The sequence below is a fragment of the Lysinibacillus composti genome (assembly GCF_016908465.1).
Lineage (GTDB): Bacteria > Bacillota > Bacilli > Bacillales_A > Planococcaceae > Ureibacillus > Ureibacillus composti_A.
The window spans coordinates 384494-398507 of record NZ_JAFBDY010000001.1 but is presented as its reverse complement, the minus strand read 5'-3'; the positions used below and the strand labels follow the sequence as shown (position 1 = coordinate 398507).

Below are 14014 nucleotides of genomic sequence, written 5' to 3'. Positions count from 1 at the left end.
TAGATTAAAAAACCTCTTCCGTAACGGGAGAGGTCTAATGTTATATATTCGATTAGTCTTCGTTTGTCATTTCAAATTGAATTGCCGTAATGTGAACATTTACTTCACTCGTATCAATCGAAGTCATATTGTAGATTGCTTGGCGTATCACAGTTTGAATTTCTTTTGCGACTTTAGGAATTGAATATCCATATTTTACTGAACAATAAACTTCAATTATGATGCCGTCCTCCGTAATTGTCGCTTTAACACCTTTAGAATGAACTTTTTTACCGAACTTTTCAGCTACTCCAGAGGCAAAATTCCCTCTAGTTGCTGCTACCCCTTCAATTTCTGTCGTTGCAATACCCGCAATGACTTCAATTACTTCTGGTGCTACTTCAATTTTTCCTAACTCTTCTTTCCCGGAAGGTGTTGGTTGTACAAAAGACTTAGCTACTTTTTCAGCCATTTTATTCATCCTTTCTTTCTTCTCAAATCTGTCACTTAATAGTTGCCTTCCAAAATTAACAGATTTTACAAGGACCTTCATTTACTGATTATTATACACGATTTTACGTATACTGCCGAATAGAAGGAATAATAAATTCTACTTAACCCTTCCAAACATTAGCAAGTAATTCATAAGACTTTCTTCTTTTTTCTTGGTCATAAATCGCACTATTTACAATGATTTCGTCGACTTTTCTGTCACGGATTACTTCAACTAACTTTTGATATACCGTTTCGGGTGAACCGTAAAACGTATATTTTAATTGCTGTAATACCGTTGCCTTTTCCTGCTCATTCCATAGATTAGTCATATCTCTAGGGGGTTGTGTTTTCCCTCTTTTACCTTGAATCATTCCTAAAAACTGCTGGAAAAGTGTACTAGCTAAAAATTCTGCTTCATCATCCGTTTCTGCAACAAATGCATTAATAGCCATCATTGCATGAGGTTGATCTAACACTTTAGAAGGTTTAAAGTTCCTTCTATAGGTATTTAATGCATCATCTAATAAATCTGGTGAGAAATGGCTTGCGAATGAGTATGGCAGCCCAAGTTGTCCCGCCAATTGGGCACTATACAAACTAGAGCCTAATAGCCATAGTGGTATATTAATTCCTTTTCCTGGCACAGCTATTACAGGTCTTTCAACATCTTCAAAATATTCCCGAAGTTCATGAACTAATCGGTCGAACTCATAAGCACCTCTATCATCACGACGTAAGGCACGCGCTGTTAACATATCCGATCCAGGAGCTCGTCCTAATCCTAAATCAATTCTACCCGGGTACATTGATTCTAAGGTACCAAATTGTTCAGCAACGACTAGAGGGGCATGATTTGGTAACATAATGCCTCCAGACCCAACACGAATCTTACTAGTTGCACTAGCTAAATAACCAATTAATATAGCTGTTGCAGAACTAGCAATCCCTTGCATATTATGATGTTCCGCTACCCAATATCGGTGATAGCCAAACTTTTCAACATGTTGTATTAACGCACGACTATTTTGAAAGGAATCTGTAATATCTTTCCCTTCCAAAACTGGTGCTAAATCTAGTACAGATAATTTTGGTAACACAACGCTCTCCCCTTCCAATTTATAATACAAGTATATTACGCGATCAAAATTATCTCACGCTTTTCCCCTCCATACAAACAAACCTTCCACGGCTGATCCGTGGAAGGTTTCTTTTTGGCTCTGCTTAACTTAGCAAATGCGAAGCTTTGGTAATAACAAAACTCATTTAATAAAATAAAAGTCTTAATAAGTAATTAATGTGTCTGAAGAAAGAATTGAATTATTTTTCGTAATAATGAGATCTTCCTCACTAATACCACCTTTTACTACAACCTTTGATCCAATTTTTTCAATTGTCTCTACTTCTTTTCTTTCTGGGTGCTCCCCTATAGCAACGAATACAAACGATTTTCCTTTTTCATCCAATACAGCTGTAGCAGGAACAAGTATTTCCTCTTTTGCATCTTCATCTATAAACTGTAAATCTACAAGCATTCCTGATTTCAAAAGTAAATCTGGATTAGGAATCTCAATTTCAACCGGATACCCTTTTCCCTCCTCATCCATTGGACTAATTGTTTTTACTTTTCCTACTGTTGTTGAGTCGAAAGATAATGTTTGGGACTGAACTTGCTGACCTACATGGATATTATTAATTTCACTTGCAGGTATATAAGTTAAAACTTTGACTGTTTCTAAATCAACGATTGTTAAAACTGTACTTTGGGCTGACACTCTTTCACCAACATTTATATTTTTAGAAGCAATAATACCATTAATAGGCGAAGTTAAAACTGCATCACCTAAATTACTCTGTGCAATTTCAACTGCTACTTTTGCCTGTTCTAAAGCTTGTTGGCTTGCTTCAACCGCTGCCGAACTTTGTGAAATACTTACTAATTTTTCTGCGTTTGCATAACCCTCTTTGACTGTGTTGTAGCCCTCAGTTGTTTTTGTATAAGTTTGTTTTGCTGCTTGTAGAGATTTTTGTGCATTATCTAATGTTGCCTGAGCATTTTTACCAGCTATTTTTAAACTCTCATAACTAGATTGGGCGGATTTTAATGCTAATTCACTTTGTTCATATTCAACTTTAGAAACAAGTGATTGGTCGAATAATTTCTTCATTCGCTCAAAATTTGTTTTCGTATCATTTAGAATACTTTCAGCTTTCTCTAGTGCTACATTATTATCTTCTATAGCATTTTTTGCTTTTGTAACTGCATTTTGTGCTTGTGTAACACCATTTTCAGCCTGAATCATACTTGTTTCTGCTTGAACCATATTTCCTTTTGCTTGAACTACACCACTTTCCGATTGAACTACACCTGATTCAACACTAGCAGCTGTTGATTTCACATTTGCAGTAGCAGCAGATTCAGCAGCAACTGCTTGTTTTAAAGCGTTTTGTAAATCTTTATCATCAAGCTTTAATAAAACATCGCCTTTTTTTACTGCATCTCCTACTTCAAGTTCCATTTCTGCAACTTTCCCAGCAAATTTAGGTACGATTGTTACCTCTTCTTTAGGTTGAATTACACCTGAATAAACATTCCCTGTTGCAATAAGTTCTTTTTTTGCATGTTCTACTTCAACTGAAATAACCGCTTCGTCGTTAAAAGCTGACTGTGTGCGTGTGCTACCGCTACATCCAGTTAGTAGTAATAAGGTGCTGACAAAAAGAACTCCTATCTTAAATTCTACTTTACGATTCATTAGAATCCCCCTTCTCATTAAGCGTATCTGTAATTTGTTTCTCGGGTTTCTTTCTTCTTTTAAAAATCAAGACCAATGGAATGCATATAAATAAGGTCATAGAAGCTATATAGAACACATCCGTCATTCCTCTTGATGCTGCTTGTACTTGCATAATACTTGAGAGACTACTGTTCCAACTAGAACCATATAATAATTGGGCTTCTTGTGCTTTTTCAATTGGAATAGACCCCGAGATTTCCTGTAAATGCAGGGCTGTCCGTTGCTGCATAATTAATGTAAAAACAGCAATGCACATAGAAGATGAGATTGAACGCATTAAATTTGATAAACCTGACGCTTTCCCGACTAAATGGGGAGCAACGGCATTCATTCCCGCTGTAGAAATCGGCATCATACAAAGTCCTGTCCCTATACCACGAAGCATCAATACTGGAATCATCCAACTATGCATCGTCTCAGGCGTGATAAAAGCTAGTTTATATGTAGTTGTGGCCATCAATGTTAAACCAATAATACCTAATGGAATCGGACCTGTTTTATTGAATAACTTCCCTGCAATCGGCATTGTAACAGCCATACAAATCGCCTGTGGCATCATTAAAAGTCCAGTGTTAATAGGGCCTAATTTTTGGATATTTTGTAAGAATAGAGGTAAAATAAACATAGCTCCCATCAAACCGACCATTACGAGTGATGAAATAATATTACTGACCATAAAAGTAAAATTTTTAAAAAGCGAAAGATCAATAACAGGATTTTCTGTATTTGCCTCTACAAAGATTAAAAAGACAAGTGACCAAAAAGAAATAAAAAATAAGAATACAATTTCAAATGATCCCCAACCTTCTTTTTGCCCACTACTAAGCGCATATAAAAGTGTCCCAGCAAAAGTAGCAGCGAGGAAAAAGCCTAGCGCATCAAATGGTTTTGCCTGTTGTTTTTTTGGCTCTTTCAGTAAAACCCAAACAGCGATAAAGGCAATTGCACCGATAGGTACACAAATGATAAATAAAAATCGCCAGTTAAACCATTCAATCAAATATCCACTTAAGGTAGGGCCAATCGCAGGAGCTACCATGGCAGAAACTCCCCATAAACTTAAAGCTACAGAAATTTGATCCCGTGGCATTATTTTATAAATCACTGTCATACTTAGTGGTCCTATTACTCCCCCACCTAATCCTGTAATAATACGAGCAGCAATTAATGAGGTATCATTCCAAGCAACAGCACAAAGCACTGTTCCAATTGTAAAAACGCCTAGAGCTACAAGTAAAAACTTTTTATAACCAATTCGTTCTTCCATAAAACCTACAATAGGAACAATGACACCTGAAGCTAGCATATAACCTGTCAGAACCCATTGAATTGTAGACTGCGTTGATCCTAATTCAGTTGTCAAACTTGGTATTGCCACATTAATCAAACTGTTATTTAGTACGGCTACAAACGCACCTACAATAATGGCAACTAATGCAAGCCAACGTTCTTTAGAAGAAGAATCATGTGATGGAGCGGGAACAGCAGTAGTTGTAGACATGTGAACCCCTCCCCTTACTTAATGTGAATCTTTATAACAACATTTGTTCCTGGAATAAGCTTCATATCCGCTGGTTTTGCAATAGCAATTTCAATCGGAATTAATTGCGTTACTTTACTAAAGTTCCCACTTGTATTAATTGCAGGAACTAATGAAAAGACAGAGTTTGACCCTTCTCCAATTTTCCTTACCTTCCCAACAAGAGGAGCACCATCTAAGGCATCGACTGTAATGTCAACCTCTTGGCCAACCTTAATTTTTTGAATATCGGTTTCTTCAATATTGGCTGTCACATAAAGCTCATCCATATTCATCATGAGTGCCACTGGTGTTCCTGCAGCAACAAAATCATTTTCATTATTTAACAACTTAATAACTGTTCCATCAATAGGTGCACGAATAACAGATTTACTAATCATACTTGCATCAATATTAGCAACATCTTGTTCGGCAATTGCTTCATTCTTTGCCAAGATTTCACCTTCTTCTACAGTAAAACTAGTTACTTTACTAGAGATTTGTGCCATCACCTTATATTGCTCACCAGCAAGTCTAGCATCCTCTGTTTTAACATAATGAGTTCCTTGATAATAATAGTAATATCCGATGGTACCTCCACTAACTACGAATAGAACCAGAAGTACAACTAAGATAATCTTTTTTTTCATCTTTCCACCTCTAATTGTATAATCTTAATTACTACTTATTCATTTAATGCAGTGTCTATCTTTTGACAAATATTTCTGAATAATAAAAAGAAATCGCATGAATTGATATCATACGAAAAATTAAACACTTTAGATTGTCTAAGAAAACAATATTTAAATATAATTGTTTTAATCTACATTAAATGAATAAATTTACATTTAGTAATTATAAATTGCATAGTAGGTAGGAACAACCATTAAAATCTTGTCATCCGTTGTTTAATCAACATTTAAGTAAAATTTGTTGTATAATATCATCACAATCTTAAAATGGAGGTTCATTTTTATGAGTTCAGCGCAGCCACTTGACCGTAGAACTAAAAAGACTAAGCAACATTTGAGAAATGCACTCGCATCATTAATCCAGGAAACAGATTTCCAATCTATCACAGTTCAAGATATTACAGAACGCGCTGATATAAACCGCGCAACATTTTATTCACATTATCGTGACAAGTATGATTTTGTTGAAAAAATAGCTGAAGAGATTTTAGGAGAATTCAAAGATATTTTAAATACTGAAGGTTCAACTTCTTCCCATTTATCTTCTACATACCAATTAAATCTATCTATTTTCATGCATATAAAAAAATATAATATTTTCTATAAAACTATTTTTAGTCGAAAAGGGTCTTCAAAGTTTCTTATGCAATTATTAGATATTCTGAACGCGTCCATCGATCGAAGACGCACCCTTAAGCACACTTATGGGAATGAACGAGTAGTTCCTACAGATATTGTGAATAGCTTTATTGCTTCTGCGTATATTGGGGTTATTAAAAATTGGATAGATCATGAGATGCCTTATCCCCCTGAATATATAGCCGAAAAATTAACCTATCTTTTAGAAAGAAAAATGCAAGAGTAGTTTTTAGAAGTGCGTTATAGAGGAATTCCTTTAGAAGTAGTCATTTTACTTTGAAAAACTTAATAATTATTGGAAAAAGAAAAAGTGTAGACAAAGTCATATTCAGACTTTATCTACACTTTTAATTATTTTGCTACGATTGTTTCGTTCCCTTTAACATTTAAAATATCATTTTCTTCCAAGAATTTTGTATTAAAATCACCTGAAATAAATACTTCGTTATTCATTAATGCTTCGTGGAATGGAATTGTTGTATGAACACCTTCAATAAAGAATTCACTTAACGCACGATTCATTTTAGCAATCGCTTCTTCACGAGTATCCGCATGAACAATTAATTTAGCTACCATTGAATCATAGTAAGGCGGGATCGTATATCCAGGATATACAGCTGAATCAATACGTACACCATTTCCACCTGGAGCAATGTAGTTTGTTACTTTACCTGCTGAAGGCATAAAGTTTTTATATGCATTTTCAGCATTAATACGACATTCAATTGCCCAACCATTAATTTTAATATCAGCTTGAGTGAATGGCAATTTTTCACCTGCAGCGATTTTTAATTGTTGTTGAACAAGGTCAACACCTGTAATCAGTTCAGTTACAGGGTGCTCTACTTGAATACGTGTGTTCATTTCCATGAAATAGAACTTATCTGCTTGATAGTCATAGATAAATTCAATTGTTCCAGCACCTTCATAATTACAAGCTTGTGCTGCCTTAACAGCTGCTGCACCCATTTCTGCACGTCTCTCAGCAGAAAGCGCAGGTGATGGAGCTTCTTCAACTAGTTTTTGCATACGTCGTTGTACCGTACAATCGCGTTCACCTAAATGAACAACATTACCAAATGAATCAGCTAGTACTTGAATTTCACAGTGACGGAAGTATTCAATGAATTTTTCTAAATATACGCCAGGGTTGCCGAATGCTGCAGCTGCCTCTTTTTGCGTAATTTCAATCCCTTTGACAAGATCTTCTTCTGTACGAGCTACACGAATTCCTTTACCGCCACCGCCTGCAGTAGCTTTGATAATAACAGGGTAGCCAATTGTTGCAGCCCATTGTTTACCTGTTTCAATATCAGGAACGATACCTGTTCCCGGAACAAGAGGCACTCCAGCTTCTTCCATCGTAGAACGTGCGACGTCCTTAATACCCATAATTTTAATGGCATCAGATGATGGACCGATAAATTTAATACCTGCATTTTCACATGCTTCTGCAAATGCAGCATTTTCTGCTAGGAAGCCGTATCCTGGATGAATTCCATCGACACCTGTTTTTTGTGCTACTCCTAATACTGCCGGAAAACTTAAATATGAGTCTTTCGATAATTTAGGTCCAATACAATATGCTTCATCGGCTAATTTTACGTGAAGTGCTTCAGCATCAGCTTCCGAATAAACAGCAACAGTTTCAATACCTAGTTCTTTGCAGGCACGAATAATACGTACAGCAATTTCACCACGGTTTGCAATCAATACTTTTTTCATAGTGAGACACCCCTTACTCAGGTTTTACTAGGAATAATGGTTGACCGTATTCAACTAATTGGCCATCTTTTACTAGCACTTCAACAATTTGACCTTTAACTTCTGCTTCAATTTCATTGAATAACTTCATTGCTTCTACGATACAAACAATTGATTCATCCCCTACTGAATCTCCCACTTTTACGTAAGGAGCTGCGTCAGGTGATGGAGATTGGTAGAATGTACCCACCATTGGAGACGTAATTTTATGTAAAGACTCGTCTACATTTGTTTGAGCTGCTTTATTCTCTTCTGCTTTTGGTGCTGCTGTTACTTCAACAACTGGAGCTGGTGTTGGCGCTGCAACTGGTGCTGGTTGTTGTACAACAGGAGCTACTTGAGCCTTCGGAGCTGCTACGACTTCTGTAACAACTTCAATATTTTTCTTTAACTTAATTTTAGCACCGTCATGTTCATAAACAAACTCATCAATTGATGATGCATCTACTAATTTAATAATTTCACGTAATTCTTGTACTTTAAACAATATGGACACCCCTTTAGTTTTTTTGTTACATCTACCATTTTATAGTTTTTTATTTCATTTTAAAATACATTATTGCAAAATTAATTAAATTACGTAAAAAACAGTGCTTTCGTATGTAAAAACGAAGCACTGCGCACTTTTCTGTTATGCAACAACTTTAGATTGTAATTACAATTAATAATGGTTGGATTCAGGTTTAACCGTTACTTCACTCACATCTTCAATCTCTGATTTTACGATGTAAATGATTTCATTTGCTTGTTGCTTTGAAATTTCATCTGTTAATACTGATACTAACGCTTTATCATCCTCTACTCTCACTAAAGCATCTGAGTAACCTAGTGATTCAATTAACATTTCAAGCATTGCTTCAGAAGATTCAAGTTGAATTAATTGATTCATTTCATTAAATGCTTCATTTTTCTCTTCAGCTGTATAGTCTTCAGATGCAATTTTTTGTGTTAATTGTTCACGTAATTGGCTACGCTCATTGCTAACTTCCATTCTCATTTCTTCGAATAAATGGCTTTCAGAATATGTTGGTGTTGTACTTGCTACCTCTTCTTCTACCCCTGATAATGATGTTTCCTCTAATGTGCCATCTGTGAACACCGTTAACAGATCCACATCACGATTTGGTTCAAATACATAATACACTGAAATCACGGCAGCTAAGCTTAATAGCGTTAATAGCCATACTGTTCTTCTTTTTACTTTCATTGTTCATCTCCTTTACTCTCCATCGGTACAATCATGATTCTGTGAGTAGGCATTTGCATTACTCGACTAATTGTTTCTAAAAGCTCCTTTTTAATTGCTGGCTCAGACGCCCCTTCCGATACAACGAGCAAACCAGATACAGTAGTTCCATTACTACTTGAACGAAAGTAATCACTTAGCATGCTATCAGCGTTTGAGGTAGTAGTATTATCATAATGGAAATATACTTCAACTTGTCCAACGCCTTTTATCTGACTTAGAGTATGTTCAAGTCTACTTTCAGGATCTGTATCATTTTGCTCTAGCTTCGATTCATTTGACGTTAAAGAAATGTACGCAATGAACGCAAACACTATTACCGGAATGATTAATATTTTTTGAAATGACCATTTTTTCTTTTCCACCTCACGTTCTTTTGCGCCCCCTTTCTACAACGTTTCACAACATTGTATGATGGTATGTCCAACTCTATGCTTTAGAGATTAATAAAATCTAACAAAGTTGTAATAAAAATTAGTAATGTAGCAAGTTTGACATAAACCATTATGTCTTTTTCATCAGCAAGTAATAATAAACATTTTCCTATTATGATAATCGCTACTAGTTTGATCAAAAGGTTTTCCCCACCCCAAGCTGCATAATGACCATTAACAATAGCCAAATAAAAACAAAGGCAATTCCAAGCAATAACGCAACAGCACATAGAACTAATAGAGATTTCCCAACATCATCAATTAGCCCACTTACCGATCCGCTTGTAAATGGTTCTATAATTGCAGCTAGAAATTTAAAAGTCATTGCGTGAATTAGTAATTTACCTGCCGGATAAAACGCTGCAAGCCAAAAGGCAGTCATTGCACTAAATCCAGCGACAGTTGTTGCAGTAGATTGATATTTTTGAAAAATAGAGAATCCTTCCACAATAAGTGATCCAACAATTGGAATCGTTTGCTCAATCACTTTTTTAGCGGGAGTTGCTATCGTTCGATCAATTGTAAAAAAAGCAACTCCTGTAAATGATAAAACAGTCATCATTGCAAGTAGTGTAGCTGTAATGAGTGTCATTACTGAACCGCGAATTAAATCAGATGCCTTCGAAAAGGACATTTCTTGAATAAACCTAGTACAAAAATCAAGAATTAAAGAAACCGTTATGGCAGGTATCAAGATGTTTTTACATAAAAAAATGAGAGCTTGAAAAATAAAAAAAATGATTGGACTCCATGCTACAAAGGAAAAAACAGCATTTAAAATAACTAACAAGGATGCTAATACTGGGTAAAGAGCCATAAAGAAGTCTGAAAAGATACCTGCCAATTGCCCCATAAGTGAAAATGAATCCATGACGGTTTGTCCAAGCGTTAGCAAGAGGACAACAATAAACAGTACATCAGCCCAATTTTTAAATTTTGGTGCAAACGCTTCTATGATCAAGAAGACGATTGTATAGGTGACAATCAAGATGATAGATTGTCCAGCAATTTTTAATGGGTCTGTAAAAATAGATAATACATCGTTAATCACATTCATTGTCAAAGCCCCTTATTGAAGCTTTTGTAAAATAGAAGAAAAATTTGATAATACCTTTGCAACTTCTGCAGTCCAGTACGCTAACAGCACAATACGTATTGCAATCATAACCATCTCACCAATCGCTTCATATTCCTCTTCTTCAAAAATCTTATGAAATAAAGACCCAAGCTGATAAAAAAGAGCAGAATACACAAGTTGAGGAACGTACGGTACTGAGTGTACATACGAAAGAAGTTGCTCAATAAAAGGAATAATCATCATCGACAAAAGGAAATGGAGTAGTATGAAAAAAAAGATTACTGCTATTAGTCCATGTAGTTTGTTAATCGATTCTTTAATTAGCATTAAAACTAGAAGTAGAATTACGGCATAAAATACATATGTCATAGGTTACCTAATTCAATGTTAGCCATTGAAAGAATGTTAAGATTTCATCGAAGAATAGCCGCAAGAATCGTATAAGTTCAGCTGTCATATAGAGATATGCAATGAAAAATATAAAGAATGAAAATTCCTTTTTGCCGGTTTGTTCAAAGAAAACATGAAGTAATGCGATAATTAGCCCTACCCCTGCTACTCGCAAAACGTCTTGTAACTCCATTGCGACGCCTCCTTGTGTAACGCATTATATGAGCTTGGACAATAAAATAGACCCCTTCACTACTAAAAAAATACTAAGCTAGAAATAAATAGAGACAGGTTTCAACATTTCCGGTGCGAACCCATTTCCCCAACTACTATGTTTTGACTCTCAATAGATAAGAGATGAAAAAAATATAGAAAATAGACCTATAAATTATGAGAAATAAAAATTTCATTATCTTTAGCAGATATAAGCAAAGCCGATTCATCCTTAAAGTAGGATGAATCGGCTCTTATTAATAGTTCATTTTTAATGTTATAGTTAATGACTTACTTCCAATTTTTCTTTTCGATTTTGTTTGTACTTTTTAATAAATGGAATAACATATCGATCTAAACCAACTTTACCAGCATTCATACCTGCAGCAATGATTAGTACTGACATAATAATATCAGTTGGATTGTGAGAAATTGCTCCGGCTAGTAAAAATGAAAAATTCATTACCATCGCAAAAAATGCAGCTGCTGTTGTTAAACAGCCTAACATTAATCCTACCCCAACTAAAAACTCACCCCACGGAACCAAAACATTAAATAACTCTATATTTGGTAAGGCAACATTTTCTAAGAACTTTGTATACACATTAAATACCGGTGCACCATCTGTACCTACAACAGGATTTTTTATTGCATTACCGATAAAACCACTTGCATCAAATTGACCGCTCGTAATTTTTCCCCATCCAGCTGTAAGGAAGCTATATCCTAAATATACTCTAACTAATGTAATAATCGTTGCAGCAATTGAATTATTTTTCCACCATTTATTTAACATAATGCTCTTCCCTTCTTTGTTGTTTTGTTGTTTATTAAATATGTATATAAAATACCACATTAAAAAAGGAATGATATATTTTTGTCATTCAGTTCATATATTCGCAAAAAAGTTATGTATCTTTCTTGAAATGTTTTTTATATAGGTCTTTTTACTATAAATTTAATTATAATTTACTAATTACATACTACTCGTCAACATACAAAAATTATTATTTCTATATTTACTGAAGCGCAAAACCATGTACTATTTCAATTCAGGAACTCTAGCCTACATCTGTTTAACATAAAAAAACTTGAAGAAAATTTTCATTTCTTCAAGTTTTTTTATATTATCCACGTGATACGTATGAACCATCACTTGTATTAATAATTAATTTATCGCCTTCGTTTACGAAGAATGGAACCTGAACAACTAATCCAGTTTCAAGCGTTGCTGGTTTAGATCCACCAGAAGCAGTATCTCCTTTAATTCCTGGTTCTGTTTCTGTTACTACAAGAGTTACAGTGTTTGGTAATTCGATACCTAACATTTCACCTTGATATGACTGAATGTAAACTTCCATGTTTTCAAGAAGATATTTTAATTCATCTTCAATTTGTGCAGATGCAAGTTCTGTTTGCTCATAAGATTCCATGTCCATAAATACATGCGAATCACCTTGAGCATATAAGTATTGCATTTTACGGTTATCAATCTGGGCTTTTTCTACCTTTTCTCCTGCACGGAAAGTTTTTTCTTGAACGTTTCCATTACGTAAATTACGTAATTTCGAGCGTACAAATGCAGCTCCTTTACCTGGTTTTACGTGTTGGAAATCCATTACACGGTATAATTGGCCATCAATTAACACTGTAAGTCCTGTACGGAAGTCGTTTACTGAAATCATGGGTATTCCTCCATTATAAAATAATTAGTTCTTTTTTCGAATGAGTTAATTTTTCATTTCCTGTTTCTGTAATTACAATATCGTCTTCAATACGTACGCCACCAATTCCAGGTAAATAAATACCAGGCTCAACTGTGACAACCATGTTAGGCTGTAACAATGTATCAGAACGGAAAGATAAAGCTGGACCCTCATGCACTTCAAGGCCAATGCCATGACCAGTTGAGTGCCCAAATGCTTCTCCGTAACCTTTTGAAGTTAAATAATCACGAGCGATTGAATCTGCCTGAATCCCAGTCATACCAGGACCAACTTGTTCCACCGCTAATAATTGTGATTGCAAAACAATATCATACATTTCTTTTAATTGATCTGAAGGTTCCCCTACTGCAACTGTGCGTGTAATATCTGAAACGTATCCATTATAGAGTGCACCAAAATCAAGAGTTACTAAATCACCTTTTTCTATCACCTTATCTGTTGCCACTCCATGCGGTAATGCAGATCGCACACCACTAGCAACGATTGTGTCAAAAGAAGACGCTGTAGCCCCTTGTTTACGCATGAAAAATTCTAGTTCATTCGATACTTCAAGTTCAGTTAAACCTGGCTTAATAAAGCCAAGAATGTGAGTAAATGCATGATCGGCAATTTCACATGCAACCTTAATAATATTAATCTCTTGTTCAGTCTTAATCAAGCGAATTTTTTCAATTACCCCAGAAACCGGTATTAAATCTGCTTTTAATAAACTTTTATAAGTTTCAAACATACCGTATGTCATTGTATCTTTTTCAAAACCAATTGTTTTTATACCCATTTGTTCAGTTTGCTTTGCAACTTCTTTCGCTAAAACACCTTCTTGTTGTACAATACGGAAGTCTTTTACTTGTTTTTTTGCTTGTTCTGTATAGCGAAAGTCTGTTATGAACACTGCATCGTCCTTTGATACAATTGCAACACCAGCAGTCCCAGTAAAGTCTGTCATATATCGACGGTTAAACTCATTTGTAATTAGTAATCCGTCAATATTAAGATCGATCATCTCTTTACGCAATTTTTCTAATTTTATCATCTAATATTCC

General features: G+C 35.1%; 16 protein-coding genes. 1 reads left to right on the top strand and 15 read right to left on the bottom strand.

Annotated elements, in window-relative coordinates; all coding sequences use genetic code 11:
• Positions 1–52: 52 nt before the first annotated feature.
• The 5 genes from JOD29_RS01940 to JOD29_RS01920 all read right to left on the bottom strand — a co-directional run bounded on the left by JOD29_RS01940 (position 53) and on the right by JOD29_RS01920 (position 5438).
• Positions 53–451 carry an Asp23/Gls24 family envelope stress response protein gene (locus JOD29_RS01940; protein WP_124761922.1) on the bottom strand — a complete coding sequence of 133 codons (399 nt, stop codon included), beginning with the start codon at positions 449–451 and terminating at the stop codon, positions 53–55.
• 142 nt (positions 452–593) lie between these two features.
• On the bottom strand, positions 594–1571 hold the full coding sequence (locus JOD29_RS01935) for an LLM class flavin-dependent oxidoreductase (RefSeq protein ID WP_124761924.1): 978 nt from the start codon (positions 1569–1571) through the stop codon (positions 594–596).
• 183 nt (positions 1572–1754) lie between these two features.
• Positions 1755–3227, bottom strand: coding sequence for an efflux RND transporter periplasmic adaptor subunit (locus JOD29_RS01930; RefSeq protein WP_158610507.1), 1473 nt, complete (start codon positions 3225–3227; stop codon positions 1755–1757).
• Positions 3217–4770 (bottom strand): DHA2 family efflux MFS transporter permease subunit, encoded by a 1554-nt coding sequence (locus JOD29_RS01925; protein WP_124761928.1) that lies wholly within the window; start codon positions 4768–4770, stop codon positions 3217–3219. The genes JOD29_RS01930 and JOD29_RS01925 overlap by 11 nt, the downstream gene beginning before the upstream one ends.
• A gap of 14 nt (positions 4771–4784) precedes the next feature.
• A complete protein-coding gene (locus JOD29_RS01920; protein WP_124761930.1) occupies positions 4785–5438 on the bottom strand; it encodes an HlyD family secretion protein in 654 nt (217 codons plus the stop codon).
• Between the two features lie 325 nt (positions 5439–5763).
• Between JOD29_RS01920 and JOD29_RS01915 the strand changes: the two genes are divergently transcribed.
• The gene (locus JOD29_RS01915) at positions 5764–6345 is read left to right on the top strand and encodes a TetR/AcrR family transcriptional regulator (RefSeq protein ID WP_124761932.1); all 582 of its coding nucleotides are present in this window, start codon (positions 5764–5766) and stop codon (positions 6343–6345) included.
• 125 nt (positions 6346–6470) lie between these two features.
• On the opposite strand, the gene accC is transcribed toward JOD29_RS01915, so the two are convergent.
• From accC to JOD29_RS01865, 10 genes are all read right to left on the bottom strand, one after another.
• Positions 6471–7844 carry an acetyl-CoA carboxylase biotin carboxylase subunit gene (gene accC / locus JOD29_RS01910; protein WP_124761934.1) on the bottom strand — a complete coding sequence of 458 codons (1374 nt, stop codon included), beginning with the start codon at positions 7842–7844 and terminating at the stop codon, positions 6471–6473.
• Between the two features lie 13 nt (positions 7845–7857).
• The gene (gene accB / locus JOD29_RS01905) at positions 7858–8370 is read right to left on the bottom strand and encodes an acetyl-CoA carboxylase biotin carboxyl carrier protein (RefSeq protein WP_124761936.1); all 513 of its coding nucleotides are present in this window, start codon (positions 8368–8370) and stop codon (positions 7858–7860) included.
• A gap of 174 nt (positions 8371–8544) precedes the next feature.
• Positions 8545–9090: a SpoIIIAH-like family protein gene (locus JOD29_RS01900; protein ID WP_124761938.1), complete on the bottom strand. Its 546-nt coding sequence runs from the start codon at positions 9088–9090 to the stop codon at positions 8545–8547.
• Positions 9087–9494 (bottom strand): hypothetical protein, encoded by a 408-nt coding sequence (locus JOD29_RS01895; RefSeq protein ID WP_124761940.1) that lies wholly within the window; start codon positions 9492–9494, stop codon positions 9087–9089. The genes JOD29_RS01900 and JOD29_RS01895 overlap by 4 nt, the downstream gene beginning before the upstream one ends.
• A 205-nt stretch (positions 9495–9699) precedes the next feature.
• Positions 9700–10620, bottom strand: coding sequence for a stage III sporulation protein AE (locus JOD29_RS01890; RefSeq protein ID WP_124761942.1), 921 nt, complete (start codon positions 10618–10620; stop codon positions 9700–9702).
• Positions 10621–10632: 12 nt separating this feature from the next.
• A complete protein-coding gene (locus tag JOD29_RS01885) occupies positions 10633–10968 on the bottom strand; it encodes a hypothetical protein (protein WP_205101603.1) in 336 nt (111 codons plus the stop codon).
• Between the two features lie 49 nt (positions 10969–11017).
• Positions 11018–11224, bottom strand: a complete 207-nt coding sequence (locus JOD29_RS01880; protein ID WP_124761946.1) for a SpoIIIAC/SpoIIIAD family protein — start codon at positions 11222–11224, stop codon at positions 11018–11020.
• A 303-nt stretch (positions 11225–11527) separates the two neighbouring features.
• Positions 11528–12040 carry a DoxX family protein gene (locus JOD29_RS01875; protein ID WP_124761948.1) on the bottom strand — a complete coding sequence of 171 codons (513 nt, stop codon included), beginning with the start codon at positions 12038–12040 and terminating at the stop codon, positions 11528–11530.
• Between the two features lie 331 nt (positions 12041–12371).
• Positions 12372–12929, bottom strand: coding sequence for an elongation factor P (efp, locus tag JOD29_RS01870; protein ID WP_124761950.1), 558 nt, complete (start codon positions 12927–12929; stop codon positions 12372–12374).
• A gap of 13 nt (positions 12930–12942) precedes the next feature.
• The gene (locus tag JOD29_RS01865; protein WP_124761952.1) at positions 12943–14004 is read right to left on the bottom strand and encodes a M24 family metallopeptidase; all 1062 of its coding nucleotides are present in this window, start codon (positions 14002–14004) and stop codon (positions 12943–12945) included.
• Between the last annotated feature and the right edge of the window lie 10 nt (positions 14005–14014).

Bases quoted from the DNA above. Each gene is read 5' to 3' on its own strand.
- JOD29_RS01940 (WP_124761922.1), bottom strand. From the start codon at position 451: ATGGCTGAAAAAGTAGCTAAGTCTTTTGTACAACCAACACCTTCCGGG.
- JOD29_RS01930 (WP_158610507.1), bottom strand. From the start codon at position 3,227: ATGAATCGTAAAGTAGAATTTAAGATAGGAGTTCTTTTTGTCAGCACC.
- JOD29_RS01925 (WP_124761928.1), bottom strand. From the start codon at position 4,770: ATGTCTACAACTACTGCTGTTCCCGCTCCATCACATGATTCTTCTTCT.
- JOD29_RS01920 (WP_124761930.1), bottom strand. From the start codon at position 5,438: ATGAAAAAAAAGATTATCTTAGTTGTACTTCTGGTTCTATTCGTAGTT.
- JOD29_RS01915 (WP_124761932.1), top strand. From the start codon at position 5,764: ATGAGTTCAGCGCAGCCACTTGACCGTAGAACTAAAAAGACTAAGCAA.
- accC (WP_124761934.1), bottom strand. From the start codon at position 7,844: ATGAAAAAAGTATTGATTGCAAACCGTGGTGAAATTGCTGTACGTATT.
- JOD29_RS01900 (WP_124761938.1), bottom strand. From the start codon at position 9,090: ATGAAAGTAAAAAGAAGAACAGTATGGCTATTAACGCTATTAAGCTTA.
- JOD29_RS01890 (WP_124761942.1), bottom strand. From the start codon at position 10,620: ATGAATGTGATTAACGATGTATTATCTATTTTTACAGACCCATTAAAA.
- JOD29_RS01885 (WP_205101603.1), bottom strand. From the start codon at position 10,968: ATGCTAATTAAAGAATCGATTAACAAACTACATGGACTAATAGCAGTA.
- JOD29_RS01880 (WP_124761946.1), bottom strand. From the start codon at position 11,224: ATGGAGTTACAAGACGTTTTGCGAGTAGCAGGGGTAGGGCTAATTATC.
- JOD29_RS01875 (WP_124761948.1), bottom strand. From the start codon at position 12,040: ATGTTAAATAAATGGTGGAAAAATAATTCAATTGCTGCAACGATTATT.
- efp (WP_124761950.1), bottom strand. From the start codon at position 12,929: ATGATTTCAGTAAACGACTTCCGTACAGGACTTACAGTGTTAATTGAT.
- JOD29_RS01865 (WP_124761952.1), bottom strand. From the start codon at position 14,004: ATGATAAAATTAGAAAAATTGCGTAAAGAGATGATCGATCTTAATATT.